This window comes from Mesorhizobium sp. B2-4-19 (assembly GCF_006441315.1).
GTDB lineage: Bacteria > Pseudomonadota > Alphaproteobacteria > Rhizobiales > Rhizobiaceae > Mesorhizobium.
Map to the genome: position 1 here is coordinate 18,703 of NZ_VFUV01000015.1, position 23,871 is coordinate 42,573.

Here is a 23,871-nt window from a genome sequence, read left to right on the forward strand (position 1 = left end):
GTTTATATGTGCTGAACGCACAGGAGGACAAAATGAAAAACTTGATTTTAGCGTCCCTTTTGGCATTGGCCGCAACCGCATCGGTCATTGCGCCGACGCAGGCCGCAAGTGTGACTATCCAGTCCGACGACGGCAACCAATATTCACCAGACGATTCCGACAATGGCGGGATCGTTATTCGCCGGCATCATGACCGGCGCTATGACAACCAATATGAGGACGACCAGAGCGTTCAGTACGATAATTATGGCCAGTATCGGCGTTACCACCGGCACCATCGCTGCCATGTGGAAACAGTCGTGCATTGGCGCCACCACCATAGGGTGGTCGAAGACGTTCGCGTTTGCGGCTAACCCGCGCCTTACCCCGTTCTGACAGGACGTAGTCCTCGGCGGCGGCATAGCCATATTCCTTTCAAGGACGTGGCTATGCCGCATTGCACAATTTCTCGGCCTTCCCCACAATGCAGGCATGGTCCGATCCTCCCTAGCCGTCCTGGTGATCGATGAAAATCGCATCCGCGCCTCGATCATCGAGGCCGGCCTGCGCGAAGCCGGCCATCAGCTTGTCACCGTCATCCATGACGTAACCGGCATTGCGCGGCGGATCGCCGAGATCGAACCCGACGTCATCGTCATCGACCTCGAAAACCCCAACCGCGACATGCTCGAAAACATGTTCCAGCTGTCGCGCGCCGTGAAGCGCCCGATCGCCATGTTCGTCGACCGCTCCGACCAGGCCTCGATCGAGGCCGCGGTCGATGCCGGCGTGTCGGCCTATGTCGTCGACGGTCTGCGGCAAGAGCGTGTCAAGCCGATCCTCGACATGGCGGTGAGCCGCTTCAATGCCTTCTCGCGCATGGCGCGCGAACTGGAAGAGGCGCGCAGCGAGCTAGAGAGCCGCAAGGTCATCGATCGCGCCAAAGGCATACTGATGAAGTCGCGCGGCCTCTCGGAGGAGGCCGCCTACACGCTGCTGCGCAAGACGGCGATGAACCAGAACCGCAAGATCAGTGACATCGCCCAGAGCCTGGTGACCGCGGCCGGGCTGCTGGGGCCGGCGGAGGACGAATGAGCATGAGGCATCAGATCACCGCCGGCTTCATGCCGCTTTTCGACAGCGCCGTGCTGGTCGCCGCGAGCGAGCTTGGCTTCGCCGCCCGCGAAGACATTGAGTTGACGCTGCACCGCGAGACCTCCTGGGCCAACATTCGCGACCGCATCGCCATCGGCCATTTCGATCTTGCGCATATGCTGGGGCCTATGCCGCTCGCCTGCAATCTCGGGCTGACGCCGCTCGCTTCCGAGACCATCGTGCCGTTCTCGCTCGGGCTCGGCGGCAATTGCGTCACCATCTCCAACGCTGTCTGGGCCGGCATGGCGGCGCATGGCGCCCAAGCCGATCTCGATCCCGCGTGCGCAGGCGCGGCCCTGCGCGCATTCATTCGCGATCGAGCGGCCGCGCGCCGCGAACCGCTGCGCTTTGCCGTGGTGCACCCGCATTCCGGGCACAATTACGAACTGCGCTACTGGCTTGCCGCTTGCGGCATCGATCCCGACCGCGCAATCGAGATCGTCATCGTGCCGCCGCCCTTCATGGCCGACGCGCTCGCCACTGGACGCATCGACGGCTACTGCGTCGGCGAACCCTGGAACAGCGCTGCGGTCGCCGCCGGCACCGGCCATATCGTCACCGTCAAGGCGCAGATATGGCGCAACAGCCCGGAGAAGGTGATCGGCGTGCGCAAGGCCTGGGCCGACGAGAAACCGGAGGCGCTGGCGGCGCTGCTGCGCGCGCTGCATCATTCGGCGCGCTGGTGCCAGGATCCGGCCAACCACGCCGAATTGGCCGCGGTGATGGCGCAGCCCGGCTTCCTCGGCCTGACGCCGGCCGTGCAGATGCCGATCCTGACCGGCCATCTGCAATTGGGCGGCGGAGCGGAGCTGGATGTCGACGACTTTTTCTTGCCCTTCGACAAGGCGGCGAACTTTCCGTGGAAGAGCCATGCACTGTGGCTCTACACGCAGATGGTGCGCTGGGGTCATGTCGCGCACACGCCTGATAATCTCGCCATCGCCCGGGATTGCTATCGGCCCGACCTCTACCGCTCGGCGCTGAAGCCGCTCGGTGTCGCGCTCCCCGGGGCCAATGCGAAGGTCGAGGGCGCGCTCAAGGTCGCCACCGCGGTCGGCGCGACCGGCGCCGGCCTGGTGCTCGGCCCGGACGGTTTCTTCGACGGCCAGATCTTCGATCCCGACGAGATCGACGCCTACATAGCGCGCCAGAAATCGGCCCGCACGGAAGCCTGATCACGATGTCGACGAGGCGGTGCTGCTCTCCGACCGCATCGTCATGATGACCAACGGTCCGGCAGCGACCATCGGCGAGGTGCTTGCGGTGCCGCTGGCGCGCCCACGCCGGCGCGTCGAACTTTCCTCCGACCGGACCTTCCTGCGCTGCCGTGAGGCGGTGCTGAAGTTCCTCTACGAACGCCACCGCTTCGTCGCAGCCGCCGGGTAAGGCCATGACCGAAAAGCGCGATCATCGGCAATTGGCAATGTGCATCGGTAATAGGCAGCCTACCGCACTGCACAAATATTATGCTGCCGCGCAAGGCATTCTGACTAATCTTTGATCCGCTACCGCGCTTGGTCGAAAATCGTTCGGCTGCGGTTCACATTGATTTCATTCGATAATCCAGGCAGCTCTCGAATTGGCACGCTTCCTGCATTTCAGAATGTAGGTCCGCAAAGGGCCAAGTGATAACGGCGTCCAATGGCGGGCGCCACAGGCAAAGCTGCCGCTCAGGTCATGCGCGATCCCGGATGGACGGACGCGCGAAGACCTGGCCGGCGGCTTTTTTGTTTTTCGCTCGATCGACGGCGCTGGTCCAAGCGGCGCCAAAACGGAGACAACGATGACGAAACGGATCGGAACTGGCGCGTCCCTCGCGGACTTCACGCGGCGCGATTTTCTGGCCAGCAGCGCGCTGACGGCGGCACTTTTCACCGCCGCGCTCCTGCTGTTTCCGATAGGCGCCAAGATTCAAGGCAAGGACCTGACCGTCGCGAACTCGGTCTCGTTGCATCCATCGATGCCGCGCCGCTGATCATTCACCCACAAAATATCCATGGTGCCTCCCACGCCGCAGATCGGAGCCAGACATTGACCGCAAATCTCCCAGCCCCGCCCAGCCAGGACAGTGCCCCCCGGCAGGCGCTTGTGATGTCCACCATCGCCTTCACCGTATGCTTCGCGGTGTGGACGATCTTTTCAATCATCGGCGTTCGCATAAAGCAGGATCTCGGGCTGAACGAGACGCAGTTCGGCCTGCTCGTCGGCACGCCGATCCTCACCGGTTCGCTCGTGCGCATGGTGCTCGGCGTCTGGACCGACCGCTTTGGCGGACGGCTGGTCTACACCGCGACCATGCTTGCGGCGGCGGTGGCGACCTTCCTGCTGGCTTTCGCGCATACCTACGGGCAGATGCTGGTTGCCGCGCTTGGCGTCGGGCTCGCCGGCGGCTCCTTCGCCGTCGGCGTGTCCTATGTCTCGCGCTTCTTCCCCGCGGACAGGCAGGGTACCGCCCTCGGCATCTTCGGTGCCGGCAATGTCGGGGCCGCGGTCACCAAATTCCTGGCGCCCTTCGTGCTTCTCTCCTGGGGCTGGCAGTCGGTGGCGCTGATCTGGGCCGCAGCGCTCGTCGTCATGGCCGCCATCTTCTGGTTCACCACCGGCGATGATCCCGTCATCGGCGAGCGCCGCGCCGGCAAGGCAACACCCACCAGAAATTTCTGGCAGGAATTCGCGCCGCTCAAGAATGTGCAGGTCTGGCGCTTCGCCTTCTACTATTTCTTCGCCTTTGGCGCGTTCGTGGCGCTGTCGCTCTGGCTGCCGCGCTACCTGATCGGCGTCTACGGCTTCGGGCTTGCGACCGCCGGCATGATAGGCGCGGCCTATTCAATTCCCGCAAGTGTCTTCCGCGCCTATGGCGGCGTGCTTTCCGACCGGATCGGTGCCCGCACCGTGCTCTATTCGACGTTCGCCGTCAGTGCCGTCGCGACTCTCGTTCTGTCTCTCCCCTCGGCAGACTACGTCGTGCGCGGCATTAGCGGGCCGATCGCCTTCCATTTCGAGATCGGCCCGCTCGCCTTCATCGCCGTCGCCTGCGTGCTCGGCTTCTTCATGAGCCTCGGCAAGGCCGCGGTGTATAAGCACATCCCGGCCTACTATCCGCGGAATGTCGGCGCGGTCGGTGGTGTGGTGGGCATGATCGGCGGGCTAGGCGGCTTCATCCTGCCGATCGCCTTCGGCGCGCTCAACGACCTCACAGGCGTGTGGTCGAGCTGCTTCATGCTGCTGTTCGTCATCGTCGCCACCTGCCTTGCCTGGATGCATGTCTCCATCCGGCGCATGGAGCGCGCGGCATCCGCCGAAACTTCACCCCTTTCCTACGCGGCTGAGTGAGAGAGCGGACATGACAGAAAAACTCGTCATCATCGGCAACGGCATGGCCCCCGGGCGCATGCTGGAGCACCTCCTCGAGCAAGCGCCGGGCCGCTACGCCGTCACCATCTTCAACGCCGAGCCCCGCGTCAATTATGACCGCATCATGCTGTCGCCGGTGCTGTCGGGCGAAAAGGATTATGAGGAGATCATCATCCATGGTGACGGCTGGTACATCAAGCATGGCATCACCCTCTACAAGGGTCACAAGATCGTTGCCATCGACCGGCAGGCGAAAACCGTCACCTCCGACCATGGCGTAACCGAGCCCTACGACAAGCTCGTCATCGCCACCGGCTCGGTGCCGTTCATCATTCCGGTGCCGGGCCACAACCTGCCCGGCGTGCTGACCTACCGCGATCTCGACGACGTGCGAGCCATGATGCTGGCCGCCCAGTCGCGGGCCAAGGCGGTCGTCATAGGCGGCGGGCTGCTCGGGTTGGAGGCGGCGGCGGGTCTCAACGCGCAAGGCATGGACGTCACCGTGCTGCATGTCATGCCGACGCTGATGGAGCGCCAGCTCGATCCGGCCGCCGGCTACCTACTGCAGCGCGCGGTGGAGCAACGCGGCATCAAGGTCATCACCAAGGCCAACACCCAGGCAATCACCGGCAACGGCAAGGTCGAGCGGGTCGAGCTCGCCGACGGCACCGTCATTCCGGCGACGCTGGTGGTGATGGCCGTCGGCATCAGGCCGAACGCGGCGCTGGCCAAGGATGCCGGCATCGCCGTCAACAGAGGCATCGTCGTCGATGCCGGCATGCGCAGCAACGACCCCGACATCTACGCGCTCGGCGAATGCGCCGAGGTCAACGGCATGGTCTATGGGCTGGTCGCGCCGCTCTATGAGATGGCGCGCGTCGCCGCCCACCAGCTTGCCGGCAACGAGGCCGCCGCCTTTGTCCATTCGGACACGCCGACCAAGCTCAAGGTCACCGGCATCGAGCTGTTCTCGCTCGGCGACTTTGCCGAGGGCGAGGACCGCCAGGAAATCGTGCTGCGCGACGCCTCGGCCGGCGTCTACAAGCGGCTTGTGCTGAAGGACGACCGCATCATCGGCACGGTGCTCTATGGCGAAACGGCGGACGGCGCCTGGTTCAACGACCTGAAGAAGAAGCAGACCGACATATCGGAGATGCGCGATACCTTGATCTTCGGCCAGTCCTATCAGGGGGGTGCCCCGCTGGACCCTATGGCGGCCGTTGCAGCCTTGCCGGATGATGCGGAAATCTGCGGCTGCAACGGCGTCTGCAAGGGCAAGATCACAGGCGCTATCACGGCCAAGGGCCTGACCGCGCTCGACGATGTCAGGGCGCACACCAAGGCGTCCGCCTCCTGCGGTTCCTGCACCGGGCTGGTCGAGAAACTGATGGTGCTGACGCTCGGCGACACATACAACCCTGCGGCCGTGCAGCCCATGTGCTCCTGCACCACGCTCGGCCACGACGAGGTGCGCCGGCTGATCAAGGCAAAGCACCTCAAGACCATTCCCGCCGTCATGCAGGAACTGGAGTGGAAGACCTCCTGCGGCTGCGCCAAATGCCGGCCGGCGCTCAACTACTACCTCGTCTGCGACTGGCCGGACGACTACGCCGACGACTACCAGTCGCGCTTCATCAATGAGCGGGTGCATGCCAACATCCAGAAGGACGGCACCTATTCGGTGGTGCCGCGCATGTGGGGCGGTGTCACCAATGCCGCCGAACTGCGCGCCATCGCCGACGTCGTCGACAAGTTCGATATCCCGATGGTCAAGGTCACCGGCGGCCAGCGCATCGACATGCTGGGCATTCGCAAGGAGGACCTGCCGGCGGTGTGGGCCGATCTCGGCCAGGCCGGCTTCGTCTCCGGCCACGCCTATGCCAAGGGCCTGCGCACGGTGAAGACCTGCGTCGGCTCCGACTGGTGCCGCTTCGGCACGCAGGATTCGACGGGGCTGGGCATCCGTATCGAGAAATTCATGTGGGGCTCGTGGACCCCGGCCAAGGTCAAGATGGCGGTGTCGGGCTGCCCGCGCAACTGCGCCGAGGCGACCTGCAAGGATGTCGGCGTCATCTGCGTCGATTCTGGCTACGAGATCCATTTCGCCGGGGCGGCAGGCCTCGACATCAAGGGCACCGAAGTGCTCGGCCTTGTGAAGACCGAGGACGAGGCGCTGGAGCATATCGTGGCGCTGACGCAGATGTACCGCGAGCAGGGCCGCTATCTCGAACGCATCTACAAATGGGCCAAGCGCATCGGCATCCCCGAGATCAAGCGCCAGATCATGGACGACGATGCCAAGCGCAAGGCCTATTACGACCGCTTCGTCTTCTCCCAGAAATTCGCCCAGGTCGACCCGTGGTCTGAACGCGTCTCCGGCAAGGACAAGCACGAGTTTCGGCCGATGGCTTCGGTCGGGTTCGCGCAGGCGGCGGAGTGATGGAGATGTTTGCGCGAAGCACCCCCCTCTGGCCTGCCGGCCATCTCCTTCTCAAGGGGGGAGATCGAATGTCGTTTCGGCTTTCGCCAATCTCCAACGTCGCAGGACGGTCGCCGTCATCGAGGCTGCCAATCTCGCCCCTTGAGGAGGAGATGTCCGGCAGGACAGAGGGGGGTGCCTTGGCGCAATCCTATCAAGCAAAGGCAGCCCAATGAACTGGATCGCCATCGGCACCATCTCCGACATCCCCCGCCGTGGTGCGCGCTGTGTCGCCACCCCGCAAGGCAAGGTCGCCGTCTTCCGCACCCAGGACGATCAGGTCTACGCCATCGACGACCATTGCCCGCACAAGGGCGGGCCGCTGAGCCAAGGCATCGTCCATGGCGCGGCGGTGACCTGCCCCCTGCACAATTGGGTGATCTCGCTGGAGACAGGCAAGGCGCTCGGCGCCGACGAGGGCGCAGTACGCACCATCCCGGTCAAGGTCGAGGGCGAGCGCCTGTTCCTGGCGCTGGAAGCGCTGGCCAGCCGCGCTGCCTGACCATGGAGATCGACGCAGCACGCGAGGTGAGGACCACTTGCCCCTATTGCGGGGTGGGCTGCGGCGTGCTGGCGAAGGTCGCCGCGGACGGGCAAGTGTCCGTCCGCGGCGACCCCGATCATCCCGCGAATTTCGGCCGGCTCTGCTCCAAGGGTTCCGCCCTGGCAGAGACCATCGGTCTCGACGGCAGGTTGCTTCATCCAGAAATCCACGGCCGCCGGACAGGCTGGAACGAGGCGCTCGACATCGTCGCTTCGACCTTCTCGCGCACCATTGCCGAGCACGGACCGGATGCGGTCGCCTTCTATGTCTCGGGCCAGTTGCTGACCGAGGATTACTACCTCGCCAACAAGCTGATGAAAGGCTTCATCGGCTCGGCCAACATCGACACCAATTCGCGTCTCTGCATGGCCTCGTCCGTCGCCGGCCACCGCCGCGCCTTCGGCTCCGACACGGTACCGGGAACCTATGAGGATCTGGAACGCGCCGACCTGATCGTGCTGGTCGGCTCCAACCTCGCCTGGTGTCATCCCGTGCTCTATCAGCGCATCGCGGCGGCCCGGGAAAAGCGGCCGGAGATGAAGATCGTGCTGGTCGATCCGCGCCGCACCATGACATCTGATATCGCCGACATGCATCTGGCGATCGCGCCCGATGGCGACGTCGCCCTGTTCACCGGCCTGCTCGCCTGGCTCGGCCAGCACAATGCGCTCGACCGCGCCTATATCACGGCGCACACGACCGGCTTCGGACAAGCTCTTTTTGCGGCATCGGCGCTCGATCTCGCCAGTGTTGCCACCGCAACAGGCCTGAGCGAAGACGAGCTTGCCCGCTTCTACAGCCTGTTCGCCGCGACCGCGAAGACGGTGACCGTTTACAGCCAGGGCGTGAACCAGTCGTCGTCCGGTACCGACAAGGTCAACGCCATCATCAACTGCCATCTCGCGACCGGCCGCATAGGCAAACCGGGAACCGGCCCGTTCTCGGTGACCGGCCAACCCAACGCCATGGGCGGTCGCGAGGTCGGCGGCATGGCCAACATGCTCGCCGCCCATATGGAGATCGAGAATCCCGAACACCGCGATCGCGTGCAGCGCTTCTGGAATGCGCCTGACATCGCGCAAAAGCCCGGGCTGAAGGCCGTCGAGATGTTTCAAGCCGTGGCTGACGGGCGCATCAAGGCGCTGTGGATCATGGCCACCAACCCGGTCGATTCGATGCCTGACGCAGACGCCGTCGAAGCGGCAATCAAGGCTTGCCCGTTCGTTGTGGTTTCGGACGTGCTGGCCAGCACGGACACAGTGCGTCATGCTCATGTCCGGCTGCCCGCCGCCGCCTGGGGCGAAAAGGACGGCACCGTCACCAATTCGGAGCGCCGCATCTCGCGCCAGCGGTCGTTTCTGGCGGCGCCCGGCGAGGCGAGGCCCGACTGGTGGATCATTGCGGAGGTGGCGCGGCGGATGGGTTTTAGCGAGGTATTTGCCCATGAGACGCCTGCGGAAATTTTTGGCGAGCATGCCGCCCTGTCTGGGTTTGAGAATGACGGTGCGCGGGATTTTGATATTGGAGCTCATGGCGGAATGAATGCAGAGGCCTATGAAGAACTGGCGCCGTTCCAATGGCCAGCGCCGGCCCGAGGCGCCCCCCTCTGGCCTGCCGGCCATCTCCCCCTCAGTGGGGGAGATCAGCTGTTGCCTCGGCTTTCGCCAGTCTCCAACGTTGCAACTGGAGAGCCGGCGTCGAAGCTGTCGATCTCGCCCATCAAGGGGGAGATATCCGGCAGGACAGAGGGGGGCGATCAAGCTCGACATTCGCAACAAGCGAACGGCACGACGGAGCAGCAACCCGCGCGTTTCTTCGCCAACGGCCATTTCTACACACCCGACCGCAAAGCCCGCTTCATCGCCATCCGCGCCACCACGGAAACCCGCACCACCGCCGACTTCCCGCTCGTCCTCAACACCGGCCGCATCCGCGACCACTGGCACACCATGACGCGCACCGGCAAAAGCCCGCGTCTGTCCCAGCACATCGCCGAGCCCTTTGTCGAAATCCATCCCGTGGACGCGCAGCACCACGGCATCGGCGACGCCGACATCGTGCGTATCTCCAGCCCGCGCGGCGACGTCCTGGTCCGCGCCCTGATCACGTCACGCCAGCGCCAAGGCAGCGTCTTCGCGCCGATGCACTGGACCGATCAGTTCGCGGCAAAAGGCCGGCTCGACGCACTGACCGCACCGCTCATCGATCCGGTTTCAGGTCAGCCGGCGTTGAAACATGTCGCCGCCCGTATCGAGAAATTTGCCGCAAAGGCCTTTGGTTTCGCCGTGATGCGCCGCCGTCCCGAGGCGATTGCTGCCGACTATTGGGCGGTCGCTCGTTGCAGGGGCGGATGGCGGGTCGAGCTTGCCTTTGCCGACGACGACGCCGACTGGACAGCCTTCGCCGGTTCGCTCTTCGAGGCTCCTTCGGCCGAAATGCTTGCCTATCACGACCGCGACGCCGGTCAGCACCGCATCGCCGCCTTCGACGGTGAGCACCTCACGGGTGCTTTGTTCGTCGCGCCCGGTCCGGTCGCGGTGTCGCGCGGCTGGGCCGCCGAACAGCTCGAAGAGGTTCACGCCAGCCAGCGCGAGCGCTTCAGGATCGTCGCCGGCCGCGCCTGTGCCGAACGGCCGGATGCCGGCGCGACCGTCTGTTCCTGCTTCAACGTCGGGGCCAACCAGATCGTGGCTGCGGTGATGGCCGGCTGCACCACCGTCGAAGCCATCGGCGGCGTGCTGAAGGCCGGCACCAATTGCGGCTCCTGCCGGTCCGAGATCCGCGCCCTCATCCAGGCTGGCCGCGTTCAAGCGGCCGAGTGAGCCGCAATCTCGTGCGACTTGAGCGGTCCGCGAGGCCGCGCCAAACCTGACCAATTGTTAATACGACTTCGTCGGGCTTCGGCCATATTGGTGGATGGGATGATGCCGCCGTGGACCAGCAATTGGAAATGGTCACCTGCCCGCTCATCCAGGTGAATTTCAAAGAGGGCCAGGACCCGCAGGTCGCCCTTCAACGGGGCAGCCGTTCGGCCGACTATCGTTGCGAGGGGTTTTCCAATCAGTTAGCGGACTGAGCCACGAACCCGTCGCTGTCGATCCGTGCCTCGGCTGGCCCTGTTGTCCGCAAATGGTACGTCTGGACACAAGTGTTGAAGGCTGAAAAATAGGGAACGTAACGTCGCTATCCGAGTTGATTCAAGAGATCGGGAGATTCGCGCTGAATCTGGAAGAGATAGCCTCCCATCCGGCCTTGCACCGCTACGTACAGGAACAGTCGCAGTCCCTGATCCGAATCTATGAGGAAACCCCGCGACTGGCTTCAATCTTTGCCACGCAGCAACGCTGGTTGATGGCTCATGTCGGGCTTTCCATGCATTTCCGGCGGGACCCGAACGACCGCCGCAAGGAGTTGACCGTCTCGCGTTTCACCGAGATCGTGTACAAGAACGCCGTGGCCAGCCGCAATACGGCGGATGCTTTCATCAAGGAGATGCTGCACTACAACATCGCCGAGTACGTGGCGGGCGGGGACGGCCGCACGCATCCCCTGCAACCGACGCCCGCCACCATCGAGAGGTTCACCGGCTGGGTGACCGCCCATCTGCGCACGCTTGACCATATCGATGGCGGCGACCGGCTGGGCAGATATCTGGAACGGCCTGACATGCTTGCCACGCTGCAGCCACTGATCGCTGACGGCCTGCTGGCCTCAAAGCCGGTGCGCGAACCCAACCAGACCTTTTCCCTTTTCATCTGGCTCAACAATGGCGGCATCGTCATGGACTGGCTGATGTCCGGCATCGATCCGGATCATGCCGGCCTGGAGCGGATTCCGACCAGCGTCGTTTCGATCGGCGATTTCGCCAAATGGCTCAACCTGTCGCGGACCCATCTTGGCCGCAAACTGCGCACCGCCGAGGAACTCGGCAGCATTGGCTGGCTTGGCCAACGCGGCCATTCGGTGATGTGGGTGTCGCACGGGTTCTACGAGGAATACATGACCGTGCAGGCCGCCAAGCTGGCTGTCGTCGACAATGCCTTCAAGGCTTGTTTCCCGCCACCGCAAGGCGGTGACTGAGCAGCGCCCTGCACAGGGGCCGATTTTGGCGAAAGCGTGAGGCGATTGATGCTCTCCGAGCATCAATCGCCTCTGATCTTGGACAGACCTCGGCGTTCTCAGTCGATGTCGAACGAAACGCCTTGGGCAAGCGGCAGCGCCTTGGAATAGTTCACCGTATTGGTGGCGCGGCGCATATAGGCCTTCCACGCATCGGAGCCGCTTTCGCGGCCGCCGCCGGTTTCCTTTTCGCCGCCGAAAGCACCGCCGATCTCGGCACCCGACGTGCCGATATTGACGTTGGCGATGCCGCAGTCCGAACCGTCGACACCGAGGAAACGCTCCGATTCCTGCAGATCGCGGGTGAAGATCGACGACGACAGGCCCGCACCCACCGCGTTGTGTTCGTCGAGCACGGCGTCGAAATCCGAATACTTCATCACATAGAGGATCGGCGCGAAGGTCTCTTCCGTCACCGGCGACACCTGCTTCGGCATCTCGACCAGCGCCGGATGCACATAATAGGCGTCCGGGTGGCCGTTCTCGACGCGCGCGCCGCCGGTCACCTTGCCGCCATGGGCGGTGGCTTCCTTCAAGGCCTTCTGCATGGCGTCAAAGGCGGCCTTGTCGATCAGCGGCCCAACCAGCGAAGAGGTCTCCAGCGGATTGCCCACCGAAACACTCTCATAGGCCCTCTTCAACCGCGGCAGCAGCGCATCATAGACGCTCTCATGCACGAACAGGCGCCTCAGCGTCGTACAGCGCTGGCCGGCCGTGCCCATGGCGCCGAACGCGATGGCGCGCAGCGCCATGTCGAGATCGGCGGTGGGGCAGACGATGCCGGCATTGTTGCCGCCGAGTTCCAGCACGGCACGCGCAAAGCGCTTGGCCAGGCGCGGGCCGACGTCGCGGCCCATGCGGGTCGAGCCGGTCGCCGAAACCAGCGGCACCTTGGGATGGTCGACAAGGATCTCGCCGACGGCGCGGTCGCCGATTAGCACCGGCGCCAGCCCCTGCGGCGCGTCGACGCCGAAACGCTTGACCGCGCGCTTGAATATCGCCTCGCAGGCAAGTGCCGTCAGCGGCGTCTTCTCCGATGGCTTCCACACCACCGCGTCACCGCAGACCAGTGCCAGTGCCGCATTCCACGACCACACCGCGACCGGGAAGTTGAAGGCGGAAATGACGCCGACCACGCCGAGCGGATGCCAGGTTTCCATCATGCGATGGCCCGGACGCTCGGTGGCGATGGTCAGACCGTACAATTGCCGGGACAGACCGACGGCGAAATCGCAGATGTCGATCATCTCCTGCACTTCGCCGAGGCCCTCGGACGGGATCTTGCCGACCTCGATCGACACCAGCCGGCCAAGCTCGGCCTTGTGCGCACGCAATTCCTCGCCGAGCAGCCTTACCAGTTCGCCGCGCTTCGGGCCGGGCACCAGCCGCCAGGACTGGAACGCCTTGTGCGCGGCATCGATGGTCTTGGCCGCATCGGCCGGCGAGATGGTCTTCAGCGCCGCGATCTGTTCGCCCGTCACCGGGCTGCGCACGATGAGATCGCCGCCGGACAGCGCGTCCTTGGCCACACCCAGTTTCGCCAGAAGCTCGGCCGTTTCCTTCGCTATGGTCATTTTTGTCCCTTTCAGATCCCGTCGTCATCATCTGGCGTCGGGTCAAAGCCTCGCGCCATCTCGCCCGCGTGCCGAAAAGGCACTTCGGGCACAGTCATGGCGTGGCCTTACTCGTTTCAAGGGAAAATCGCCACCCCGGCATGGTCTAAGCCCGGGCGACACGATTGAGCCAGATGGGCAAACGCGGCTCAGTTGGCCTTTTTCGCCGGCACGCGCACGGCGCCGTCCTTCATCAAACGGTCGATATGCATGCGGATATGGGCTGCCTCCGCCGCCGTGTTGGCCAGCGCGATGGCCCGGTCGAAGGCAACCCGCGCCTCCTCACCCCGGTCGAGTTGCATCAGCAGCCCGCCCTTGAGGCCGAAGAAGTGGAAATAGCCGGAAAGCCTTTCTTCCAGCGGCTCGATCATGGCAAGGGCGGCTTCCGGGTCGCGTATTTTCGAGACCGCCACCGCGCGGTTGAGCGTGATGACGGGCGACGGTTGCATCTGTTCGAGCAGGCCGTAGAGCAGATCGATCTCCACCCAGTCGGTGTCCTCGGCCTTTTCTGCCCGGGCATGCAAAGCGGCGATTGCCGCCTGCACCTGATAGGGACCGGGCTTGCGATGGCGCAACGCCTTGTCGACCAGCGCCAGCCCCTCGTCGATCATCTTGCGGCTCCACAGGCCGCGATCCTGGTCCTCCAGCAGCACGATCTCGCCGTCTTCGTCGAAGCGGGCCGGCGCGCGCGCATGCTGCAGCAAAAGCAGCGCCGTCAGCCCCATGATCTCCGGCTCGGTCTGGAACAGCCGCAGCAACAGCCGGGCAAGGCGGATCGCCTCCTCGCATAGCGGCGCGCGGGCCGGCGCCTCGCCGCTATTGGTCGAATAGCCTTCGTTGAAGATCAGGTAGACCATCGCCGCCACCGCGGCGAGCCGCTCGGAACGCTCGACCGCGCCCGGCGTCTCGAACGGCACGCCAGCGTCGGCGATGCGCGCCTTGGCGCGGGTGATGCGCTGCTCCATGGCGCTCTCGCCGACCAGGAAGGCGCGAGCGATCTGCTTGACGGTGAGACCGGAGACGATGCGCAGCGCGACCGCGATCTGCTGCGTTGCGGGAAGGTCCGGATGGCAGCAGATGAAGAGCAGCCGCAATATGTCGTCGCGGTAGTGCGCGCCGTCCAGCCGCTCGGCGATGTCGCTCTCGGCATCTTCCAGATCGGAGATCTGGTCCTCTTCCGGCATCGGCGCCTGCTTGGCGCGCTTGCGCACCGCGTCGATGCCGCTGTTGCGGCCGACGAAGATCAGCCAGGCCGCCGGGTCGCGCGGCGGCCCGTTCTGCGGCCAGTTCTTCAACGCCCTGAGACAGGCATCCTGGAAAGCTTCCTCCGCCGTATCGAGATCGCGGAAATAGCGCAGCAGCGCGCCCATTGCCTGCGGGCGGGCGGCGCTGATCGCGGAGCTGATCCAGGCAAGTTCGGTCATACGGCAACACCGGTGGGATTGAACACCGAGACCGGCCGGATCTCGTAGGAGCCGCCGCTCGGGTTGACCTCGGAGAGCTCACGGGCGAATTCGACAGCCTCGTCGAGATCGGTGCATTCGAGCGTGTAGAAACCCAGGAACTGCTCCTTGGTCTCGGCGAAGGGCCCGTCGATGACGACCGATTCGCCTTTCACTTTCCGCAGCGTCGTCGCCGCCGTCGTCGGCAAAAGCCGCGCCACCGGGCCAAGCCGGCCAGCCTTGGCGTACTTGTCCTGAACGTTGAGGAGATTGGCCATGACTTCGTCGTCCTGCGCCTTGCTCCAGGAGCTGACGACGTCTTCGGAGGCATAGCAGAGTATGGCGTAGAGCATGGGCTGGTCCTTTTCTGTATCAAAGGACGAAACAGTATGACCGATCCCGACACGACGTCGACAAAAAAACACGGATTGAGCGACCGTCAATCGCCGCCAGTCACCGTTGATGCGCCTTCAACCATCTCAGCACGATCGCTTCCTCGTCATCGAGACCCTCGATGGGCCGCTTGCGCTTGTTGGCTTCCGCCATTTCTGCCAGCAGCCGTCCCTGCGACCAGGCCTCGAAAACCAGCGGATGAATATAGCATTTGCGGCAGACGGCGCGCGTGTTGCCCAGCCGCTCGGCCACCTTGTCGATGACGCTGTTCATCACCCGCTTTTGCTGGGCCTGGGTTTCGGGCAGCTCCGTCTGCGCAAACAGCGACGCGGCATGGATGGTGCCGCCCCAGGTGCGAAAATGCTTGGAGCTGAACGCATCGCCGGCGGCATCCCTGATGTAGCGGTTGACGTCGTCGGAGTGGATCGGGCGTCTATTGCCTTCCTCGTCGAGATACTGGAACAGTTTCTGGCCCGGCAGGTCCTGCGCACCCCGCACGATGCGGGCGATACGGCGATCGACCAGCTTCAGTTTCCATTCCTTGCCGGACTTGCCCTCGAAGGCGAAGCGCAGGCTCGATCCCTTGATATCGACATGGCGGTCGCGCAACGTCGTCAGGCCGAAGCTCTTGTTGTCTCGCGCATAGGCGGCATTGCCGACGCGGATCATCGTGTTGTCGAGCAGCCAGACGACCGCGGCGACGACGCGCTCGAACGGCAGGCCGTGGCGGCGCAAATCGCTGTCTATCGTGCGCCTCAGGCTGGCCAAGCTTTCGGCGAAGGCAACGAGGCTCGAATATTTGGCATCGTCGCGTTCTTCGGCCCATTGCGGATGATAACGATACTGCTTGCGCCCCCGCTGGTCCCTGCCGGTCGCCTGGATGTGCCCGTCGGCATCAGGCGAGATCCAGACATCCGTCCAGGCCGGCGGTATGACGATCGCCTCGATACGCGCCCTGGCGGTATCCGAGACCGCTTTCCCGTCCGGCCCTTTGTAGGAAAATCCCTTGCCTGTCTTTAGCCGGCGTATACCGGGCTCGGCATCGCTGACGTAGGTCAGTGCGGCGTGCCCGGCCGCGCTTTGCGCCCCGTTCTTCGGCGCGGCGTCGCCGTCGGTTGACCGGCAGGGCGGCAATCCGGGTCTCTGCAGCATGCAAGCTCCACGCAAATATGCGTAGATAAGCTGCTGGCCGACAGCTGGTTCCACGCCCCGCGCGAAAGTCGACTGGCCGCGGCAAGCGAATGACGGAACCTTACGACTACAAGGCGCCCCGCGGTTCCACCCGCGGCGCCGACAGCCGCCGTCGCACTGCGAGCTTGAACCTGTAGCGCAGGCAGCGCCAGGCTTCTGACCGCCGCTTTGGCGCGGCAGCGGCCACTGCCAGGAAGCGCGCGGCAATGTCCAGGTCGCCGCGCGCATAGTGGACGCGGGCGATCTTGAGGGCGACAAGCCCCTCCCTGGTCTTGAGCGCCGAGACCGGGATGCCGCAATCGGTGAGCGTGCGCGATTCCCGGCGCCACTCCAGGAAGCGCCGCACCGGGTTGATGGCAAAGCGGTCGTCGGAACGGGCCGGCGAAACCTCATAGACCATGACGGGTTGCGGCGTCATGGCCAGCGAAGCCTTGCTCATCAGCCGCGCCCAGAACAGCGTGTCCTCGTCATAGGCAAGGCCCACCGGAAACCCTGTATCGCCGATCAGTTGCCGGGACGCCAGAACGCTGCCCACGGCGACGGAGCGTATGTCGCCTTTCACATAGGCCGAAGCATTTGCCAGGCACGCAGCCTGATAGCCGTTCGGAATCTTGATCTGCCGATCCTGGCCGTTCACCCGCCGCCGGTAGGCGCCGACGATCATGCCGGCCTTCGGCCGTTCTCCGCCTGCCGCAGCAGCGCGCGCAATCCGCCCTGAAGATGCAAATCGTCTGCGTCGATCAGATACACCCAGGGATGGAGCGCCTGCGCCAGCGCCACGTTGCGGGCGCCGCCGGCGTCGCGGCATTCGGCCGGCAGCACGCGCAGCGGCAAGGCCAATTGCGATGTTTGAGAAGTCGCTTCGTCCACCCACAATTGCTGTGGCGGAACGCTTCGCGCTTTTCAGCTCGCTTTCATACCTTCTCGAGCGCAACCGGAATGACGTCGACGGCCTGCTCGCCGACCTGTCCGCCAGTGGTCTTCAGCACACCGACGATCGGCGCGACGTCGGAATAGTCGCGGCCGTAGCCGACGGTGATATGATCGTTGCTGGCTCGCATGCCGTTGGTCGGGTCGAATTCCTGCCAGCCGGCGTCGCGTCCGCACCAGACCTTGACCCAGGCATGCATGGCGTCGGCGCCTTCCAGCCGCGGCTTGCCCTTGGGCGGGATGGTGCGCAGGAAGCCGCTGACATAACCGGCCGGAATGCCGAGCCCGCGCAAGCCCGCGATCATGATGTGCGAAAAATCCTGGCAGACGCCGCGCTTCAGCCTGAAGGCGTCGCTGGCCCGGGTCCGCACCGTGGTCGCCTCGCCGTCATAGGTGAAATCCCGATGGATGCGGTTGCACAGATCCATTGCCGTGCCGGCGGCCGAGGTACCGACGCTGTCCTGCGCATAAGAGGTGATCGCCGCGTCGATGCCGGAGTGAGCGCTTCCCGCCAGAAAATGGTGCGGCGAGTCAGACGCCAACGACCGCACCGCGGCCAGTTCCTGCCGCAGCCGCCCTATATCGGGCGACACGTCGAGCCCGGGCTCGGGCCGCGACACCGAAACGCGGGCGCTCATCCTGATGTCGAGCGCGTCATGCGCATCGCGAAAAGCAATCGAAGTGACGTTGTTGCCGAAGAAATCCGAGAAATCCGACCGTTCATTGGGCGCCGGGGCAAAGGACAGCGATGCGGCAATGACGCGCTGCACACCCGATATCGTCGATGGCAGCACGCGGATCTGGTGGCGGCCGCCGCCCGCCGCCGCTGCATAGTCGTAATGGAGATGAAGCCTGATGTCGTAGAGCATGGACTAGCCGAAATAGGCTTTGGCGAGGCTGTTGTAGAGACCGCCGATTTCATAGGCGAGTTCGTCCAGCGCCTTTGCCGTCATGTCCGAAGGCTCCTTGATGGCTATGGCCGTGTTGAGCTGCAGGATCTCCTTCGCCGCCGGCGACATGTGCCCCTCGCCGCCGACCGACGGCAACAGGCCGATCTCGGCCTTCAGCCTTTCCAACTGGAACAGGATCGAGCGAGGGTTGAGCGGGTCGAGCGCCAGAAGATCGATCACCGTGCGCCGGCCGGCCTGCACCGGATATTGCCGGCGATGGGTCATGACGCTGTCGCCGATCTCCAGCATCATGTCGAGCGCGCCGTCCGGCGCGTTGGGACTGGTCAGCCGGGACAGCGTCCGGGCGATCTGGATGCCGCGTTCCAGCCGCCGGCCGATCTCAAGGAACCGCCAGCCGGCGAAACGGTACATGTTCTCATGCAGCAGGCCGGAGAAACCGGCGAGCTTGCGCAGGATCACCGTCATGGCCCGCGTCGCGTCATCGCCCGGCGCCACTGTCGTCGCGAACTGGTGGATGGTCTTCGACAGGTCCTTGAGTGCCAGCCAGCCATCGGGAGAAAACCGGTCGCGGATCTGGCCCGCGCTGTAGACCGCGCTGTCGAGCGTGCCGATCAGCCCCGACGGGATCGCCGTCTCGACGTCGATGCCGAACGGTTCGAGATAGTCCCTGATGTCGGCCAGCAGCGGCATGTCCGGATCGGATGTCTCGGCCAGCCGCACATGATAGGCGCGCAGGATGCGCACCGTGTCTTCCGAACGCTCGATATAGCGGCCGAGCCAGGTCAGGTTTTCCGCGGCGCGGCTTGGCAGGCTGCCCGGCCTGGTGCGGGTGAAGCTGTCACCCTCCTGCGGCAGCAGCGTCTCGCGCTCGACGGGCCTGTCGCTGACCACCCAGACGTCGGCCGCCTGGCCGCCGTGCTGCATGGCGATCGCCGTTGGGTCGAGCGACAGGCCGACGCGGGCGAACCCGCCCGGCATCACCGTCCAGCCATCGGGCGTGCGCGCCAGGTAGACGCGCAGGCTCGCCGGCCGCGGCTCCAGCCAGCCGCCGACAAAGACCGGTGTGGTCGACAGCGTCACAGCTTCCTGGCCGACGAAGGCGCCGCCATCGCGTTCGATACGCGCCACCAGCTCGGCCCGTTCGCCTGCCGACAGCGCCGAACCGAGCGTGGTCTGGCCATCATCCTCGAAGGCAAGTCTCGTCGACAGCGCCGGGCCGACCACCATGCGGTCGATATTTGCAAGCACATGGGCGCGTTCGGTCGCCTGCCCGCACCACCATGTCGCGACGCTCGGCAAGAGCAGCTCCTCGCCACGCAATTCGCGTGCGATCTTGGGCAGGAAGGCGAGCAGCGCCCGCGTTTCCATCAGGCCCGAGCCGAGCGCATTGACGGTGGCCACCGCCCCTTGGCGGATCGCCTCGACCAGCCCCGGCGTGCCGATCTGCGAATCCGACCGCAATTCGAGCGGATCGGCAAAAGCCGCGTCGAGACGCCGCCACAACACGCTGATCGGCATCAAGCCGGAAACGGTGCGCACCATCAGCTTGCCGCCTGAAACGGTCAGGTCCTCGCCTTCGAGCAGCATGATGCCGAGATAGCGGGCGATATAGGCGTGTTCGTAGTAGGTTTCGTTGAGTGGCCCCGGCGTCAAAATGGCGACGCGGCCGTCGCTTTCCCTGGCCATGCCGATCAGCGCATCGCGGAAACGGCGAAAGAAGCCGGCGAGCCGATGCACATGCATCTCGCCATAGATGTCGGACAGCGCGCGCGTCGTGGCGACGCGGTTCTCCAGGGCGAAGCCTGCGCCTGACGGCGCCTGCGTACGGTCGCCCAGCACCCACCACTGGCCGTCAGGCCCACGGCCAAGCTCGAAGGCACAGATATGCAGGTAATGGCCGCCGGCCGGCGTCGTACCGACGACAGGCCGCAAATATTCGGGACTGGACGCGATCAATCCCGCAGGCAGGATGCCTTTTTCGATCAGCCGGTTGCGCCCATAGATATCGGCGATGGTTTCCTCGAACAGTTCGGCCCGCTGCACGAGACCGGCGCTGATCGCGGCCCATTCGCTGTCTTCGATAAGCAGCGGCACATGCGCCAGCGGCCATTCGCGCTCATTGGCGCCGGCCTTGTCATACACGCGGTAGTAGACGCCGGCATCGCGCAGATACTGGTCGGCGCGGGCAAAACGCTGGCCGAGCTTCTCGGCGCCAAGATCGTCGAGCGCCTCGATGAAATGCTTCCAGACCGGACGGGGATTGCCTGCGGCGTCGACCATCTCGTCGACGACGCCGTCGATGGGCTGGTAGTGCTCCAGCAGGCTATGGATCTGCGGCTTGCCGCGTATCCTTTTGTGATTCCCCTTTGCCATCGCTGATCAGAGTCTTGCCGGTCGCCTGAGGTCAAGGGTCATCGGGAAATCCTCCGCCGGTTGTTCCTCGCGCAGCACATAGGCCGATGGTGTATGGCCGCGCGGCTCGAAGCGGGCGAGCCGCCGCGCTTCCGCCTCGTTGCCGTTGACCGGGAAGGTGTCGTAATTGCGGCCGCCGGGATGCGCGACATGGTAGACGCAGCCGCCCACCGCCCTTCCCGACCAGCGGTCATAGATATCGAACACCAGCGGCGTGTTGACCGGAAGCGCCGGATGCAGGCCCGAAGCCGGTTGCCAGGCCTTGAAGCGCACGCCGGCCACCGCGACCTCGCGGTTATCCGTCACCTTCATCGGCACGATGCGTCCGTTGCAGACGATGGCATGGCGTTCCGGATTGAGGCCTTCCGTCTTGACCTGCAACCGCTCGACCGAGGAGTCGACGAAGCGCACGGTGCCGCCGATCGCGCCCTGTTCGCCCATGACATGCCATGGCTCCAGCGCCTGCCGCAGCTCCAGCTTGATGCCGGCATGCTGAACCTCGCCGCAGAACGGGAACCGGAATTCGAGCTGCGCATCGAACCATTCGGGACGGAACTCGAAGCCATTGAGCTTGAGGTCGTCCAGCACGTCGAGGAAATCCGCCCAGACATGATGCGGCAGCATGAAACGGTCGTGCAGGGAAGTGCCCCAGCGTACGAAGCGGCCATCGAGCGGGTTCTTCCACGCACGGGCAATGATCGCCCTGACAAGCAGTTGCTGCGCCAGGCTCATGCGCGCATTGGGCGGCATCTCGAAGCCGCGGAATTCGACCAGTCCCAGCCGCCCTGTCGGGCCATCCGGCGAGAACAGCTTGTCGATGCAGATTTCCGAGCGGTGCGTGTTGCCGGTAACGTCGGTCAACAAATTGCGGAACAGCCGGTCGACCAGCCACGGCAAGGGTGCCGCGCCTTGGTCCGGATGCGGCACCTGCGCCATGGCGATTTCAAGTTCGTACAGCGAATCGTGACGCGCCTCGTCGAAACGCGGCGCCTGGCTGGTCGGGCCGATGAACAGGCCTGAGAACAGATAGGACAGCGACGGATGCCGCTGCCATTGCAGCACCAGGCTCTTCAACAGATCGGGCCGGCGCAGGAACGGGCTGTCATTGGGCGTCGCACCGCCGACGACGACATGGTTGCCGCCGCCTGTGCCGGTGTGACGGCCGTCGATCATGAACTTGTCGGCGCCAAGCCGCGTCAGCCGCGCTTCCTCATAGATCGCCGTGGTCGTCGCCACGCAGTCCTGCCAGTTGGAAGCCGGATGGATGTTGACCTCGATGACGCCGGGGTCCGGCGCCACACGGATGACGTTGAGGCGCGGGTCATGCGGCGGCCCATAACCCTCTATATGCACGGGCAGACCGATGGCACGCGCCGCATTCTCGGCGGCGGCGACCAGTTCGAGATAATCCTCCAGCGCCTCGACCGGCGGCATGAACACGCACAGCCTTCCGTCGCGCGGTTCGACCGAAAGTGCGGTGCGCACGGCGCCGCCGATCTCGGTGATCTCCTGTTCGACCCGGTCCTGCTGACCGGTCGCGGCGGCGAACGACGCCGCCGGCTGGCGGCGCGCCATTTCGTCGGCGCCTTCAAGCTCGGCCGGCGCCGCCGTGGGCAGGATCGCTTCGCGCGCCGGCAGCGGGCCGCGCGGCAGTGACGGGTCGACCGGCACGATGTAGGGGAATTGTGCCGGAGGCACATAGGGCAGCGTGCCCAAGGGCAAGCGGTAGCCGACCGGTGAATCGCCCGGCACCAGGAACAGCCGGCCGCGCCGCGTCTTCCATTTCTCCGAACGCCAGCGCGGTCCCGAAGCCTGGCTGTTCCAGCGCTGCACCGGCAGCACATAGCCCGACGGTTTGGTCAGTCCGCGCTCGAACACTCTTGCCATGCGGCTGCGCTCTTCCGGGTCCTCGAGCTTCGAATTGGACGGATCGACATTCTCCGGCAGCTTGCCTTCCTTGAGCAGCCATTCGGCTGGATCCTCATAGGCTTCGCTGACCATGGCCTTGTCGATGCCGAGCTCGCCGGCGATCGCCGTCAGCAGGCTTTCGGCCTGCTGCGGGCCAACCTTGGCTTCGCTTTTCTCCCGCGCGATCAGCGACGGATCGCTCCACACCGGCTGGCCATCGGCACGCCAGTAGAGCGAGAAGGTCCAGCGCGGCAGGCTTTCGCCCGGATACCATTTGCCCTGGCCGTAGTGGAGGAAGCCTCCCGGTGCGAAGCGCTCGCGCAGCCTGCGGATCAGCGCATCGGCCTTTTCGCGCTTGGTCGGACCGACGGCGGCGGTGTTCCATTCGGCGGACTCGAAATCGTCGATCGACACGAAGGTCGGCTCGCCGCCCATCGTCAGCCGCACGTCGCCTGCCGCAAGTGTCGCATCGACCTTGTTGCCGAGCGCATCGAGCGCCTGCCAGCTTTCGTCGGAGAACGGCTTGGTGATGCGCGGATGCTCGGCAATGCGGTCGACCCGCATGTCGAAGCCGAACTCGACATTGGCAAAGCTCGCCATGCCGGAAATCGGCGCGGCATTGCGGAAATGCGGCGTGGCGGCAAGCGGCACATGGCTCTCGCCGGTGAGGAGACCCGAGGTCGGGTCGAAGCCGATCCAGCCGGCGCCGGGAAGATAGACCTCGCACCAGGCATGCAGGTCGGTGAAATCGACCGATGTGCCGGCCGGCCCGTCCAGCGTGACGAGATCGGGCTTCAGCTGGATCAGATAGCCCGAGACGAAACGCGCGGCGATGCCGAGATTGCGCAGGATCTGCACCAAGAGCCAGCTCGAATCCCGGCACGAGCCCTTGCCGGCGGCCAGCGTTTCCTCCGGCGAGAAGACGCCGGTCTCCATGCGCACGATATAGGCGATCTCGCGCTGCAGCCGCGCATTGAGGTCGACGAGGAAATTGACGGTGTTTTTCGCGCTGGTGTCGATGGTTCTCAGGAAGGCCGAAAGCAGCGGCCCCGCCGGCTCAGGTATGCGATAGATGGCGAGATCATCCCTGATCTCTTCCGGATATTCGAACGGGAACGCCTCCGCCGACGGTTCGACGAAGAAGTCGAACGGATTGTAGACCGTCATGTCGGCGACGAGGTCGACCTCGATCTTCAGTTCCGTCACTGGCTCGGGAAAGACGAAACGGGCGAGGAAGTTGCCGTAGGGATCCTGCTGCAGATTGACGAAGTGGTTGGCCGGCTCGACCTTGAGCGAATGGCTCAACACCTTGGTGCGGGAATGCGGCGCCGGCTGAAGCCTGATGATTTGGGGCCCGAGAACCGCCGGCCGGTCGTATTTATAGTGGGTCAGGTGGTAGACGGCTGCCAGAATTGCCATGGGGCCCCGGAGATCGGCGTTT

18 protein-coding genes and 1 pseudogene are annotated in these 23,871 nt (G+C 64.7%); 10 read left to right on the forward strand and 9 right to left on the reverse strand.

Annotation, left to right across the window (positions count from 1 at the left end; all coding sequences use genetic code 11):
* The first annotated feature begins 32 nt into the window (after positions 1-32).
* The 10 genes and pseudogenes from FJ546_RS22580 to FJ546_RS22630 all read left to right on the forward strand — a co-directional run bounded on the left by FJ546_RS22580 (position 33) and on the right by FJ546_RS22630 (position 11,591).
* Positions 33-353, forward strand: a complete 321-nt coding sequence (locus FJ546_RS22580) for a hypothetical protein (protein WP_140891361.1) — start codon at positions 33-35, stop codon at positions 351-353.
* Between the two features lie 118 nt (positions 354-471).
* Positions 472-1,074, forward strand: a complete 603-nt coding sequence (locus FJ546_RS22585; RefSeq protein WP_032931485.1) for an ANTAR domain-containing response regulator — start codon at positions 472-474, stop codon at positions 1,072-1,074.
* On the forward strand, positions 1,071-2,309 hold the full coding sequence (locus tag FJ546_RS22590) for a CmpA/NrtA family ABC transporter substrate-binding protein (protein ID WP_140891362.1): 1,239 nt from the start codon (positions 1,071-1,073) through the stop codon (positions 2,307-2,309). Before FJ546_RS22585 ends, FJ546_RS22590 begins: the two co-directional genes overlap by 4 nt.
* 1 nt (position 2,310) lies before the next feature.
* Positions 2,311-2,520: pseudogene (locus FJ546_RS22595) on the forward strand (ABC transporter ATP-binding protein); the annotation flags it as partial.
* Positions 2,521-2,917: 397 nt separating this feature from the next.
* On the forward strand, positions 2,918-3,109 hold the full coding sequence (locus FJ546_RS22600) for a twin-arginine translocation signal domain-containing protein (protein WP_140891363.1): 192 nt from the start codon (positions 2,918-2,920) through the stop codon (positions 3,107-3,109).
* A 116-nt stretch (positions 3,110-3,225) separates the two neighbouring features.
* Positions 3,226-4,467: a nitrate/nitrite transporter gene (locus tag FJ546_RS22605; RefSeq protein ID WP_246686922.1), complete on the forward strand. Its 1,242-nt coding sequence runs from the start codon at positions 3,226-3,228 to the stop codon at positions 4,465-4,467.
* Positions 4,468-4,477: 10 nt separating this feature from the next.
* A complete protein-coding gene (nirB, locus tag FJ546_RS22610; protein ID WP_140891365.1) occupies positions 4,478-6,928 on the forward strand; it encodes a nitrite reductase large subunit NirB in 2,451 nt (816 codons plus the stop codon).
* 211 nt (positions 6,929-7,139) lie between these two features.
* Entirely contained in the window at positions 7,140-7,469 is a 330-nt protein-coding gene (gene nirD, locus FJ546_RS22620) for a nitrite reductase small subunit NirD (protein WP_095772697.1), read from the forward strand.
* A 2-nt stretch (positions 7,470-7,471) separates the two neighbouring features.
* On the forward strand, positions 7,472-10,333 hold the full coding sequence (locus FJ546_RS22625) for a nitrate reductase (RefSeq protein ID WP_140891366.1): 2,862 nt from the start codon (positions 7,472-7,474) through the stop codon (positions 10,331-10,333).
* Between the two features lie 529 nt (positions 10,334-10,862).
* A complete protein-coding gene (locus tag FJ546_RS22630; protein WP_246686923.1) occupies positions 10,863-11,591 on the forward strand; it encodes a hypothetical protein in 729 nt (242 codons plus the stop codon).
* Between the two features lie 98 nt (positions 11,592-11,689).
* Here the strand turns inward: FJ546_RS22630 and FJ546_RS22635 are convergent, their stop codons facing one another.
* The 9 genes from FJ546_RS22635 to FJ546_RS22670 form a co-directional block, all read right to left on the reverse strand.
* A complete protein-coding gene (locus tag FJ546_RS22635; protein ID WP_140891368.1) occupies positions 11,690-13,204 on the reverse strand; it encodes an aldehyde dehydrogenase family protein in 1,515 nt (504 codons plus the stop codon).
* A 188-nt stretch (positions 13,205-13,392) separates the two neighbouring features.
* Entirely contained in the window at positions 13,393-14,667 is a 1,275-nt protein-coding gene (locus FJ546_RS22640; protein WP_140891369.1) for an RNA polymerase sigma factor, read from the reverse strand.
* Entirely contained in the window at positions 14,664-15,038 is a 375-nt protein-coding gene (locus FJ546_RS22645; RefSeq protein WP_140891370.1) for a YciI family protein, read from the reverse strand. The genes FJ546_RS22640 and FJ546_RS22645 overlap by 4 nt, the downstream gene beginning before the upstream one ends.
* A gap of 100 nt (positions 15,039-15,138) precedes the next feature.
* A complete protein-coding gene (locus FJ546_RS22650; protein ID WP_140891371.1) occupies positions 15,139-16,230 on the reverse strand; it encodes a DNA topoisomerase IB in 1,092 nt (363 codons plus the stop codon).
* 106 nt (positions 16,231-16,336) lie between these two features.
* Positions 16,337-16,933 (reverse strand): hypothetical protein, encoded by a 597-nt coding sequence (locus FJ546_RS22655; RefSeq protein WP_246686924.1) that lies wholly within the window; start codon positions 16,931-16,933, stop codon positions 16,337-16,339.
* Positions 16,930-17,139, reverse strand: coding sequence for a glycosyltransferase (locus FJ546_RS31705; protein ID WP_246686925.1), 210 nt, complete (start codon positions 17,137-17,139; stop codon positions 16,930-16,932). Before FJ546_RS31705 ends, FJ546_RS22655 begins: the two co-directional genes overlap by 4 nt.
* Positions 17,140-17,183: 44 nt before the next feature.
* Positions 17,184-18,068, reverse strand: coding sequence for a transglutaminase family protein (locus FJ546_RS22660; protein ID WP_019860913.1), 885 nt, complete (start codon positions 18,066-18,068; stop codon positions 17,184-17,186).
* A 3-nt stretch (positions 18,069-18,071) separates the two neighbouring features.
* Positions 18,072-20,483 carry a circularly permuted type 2 ATP-grasp protein gene (locus tag FJ546_RS22665; protein WP_140891372.1) on the reverse strand — a complete coding sequence of 804 codons (2,412 nt, stop codon included), beginning with the start codon at positions 20,481-20,483 and terminating at the stop codon, positions 18,072-18,074.
* 6 nt (positions 20,484-20,489) lie between these two features.
* On the reverse strand, positions 20,490-23,849 hold the full coding sequence (locus FJ546_RS22670) for a transglutaminase family protein (RefSeq protein ID WP_140891373.1): 3,360 nt from the start codon (positions 23,847-23,849) through the stop codon (positions 20,490-20,492).
* Positions 23,850-23,871 lie beyond the last annotated feature (22 nt).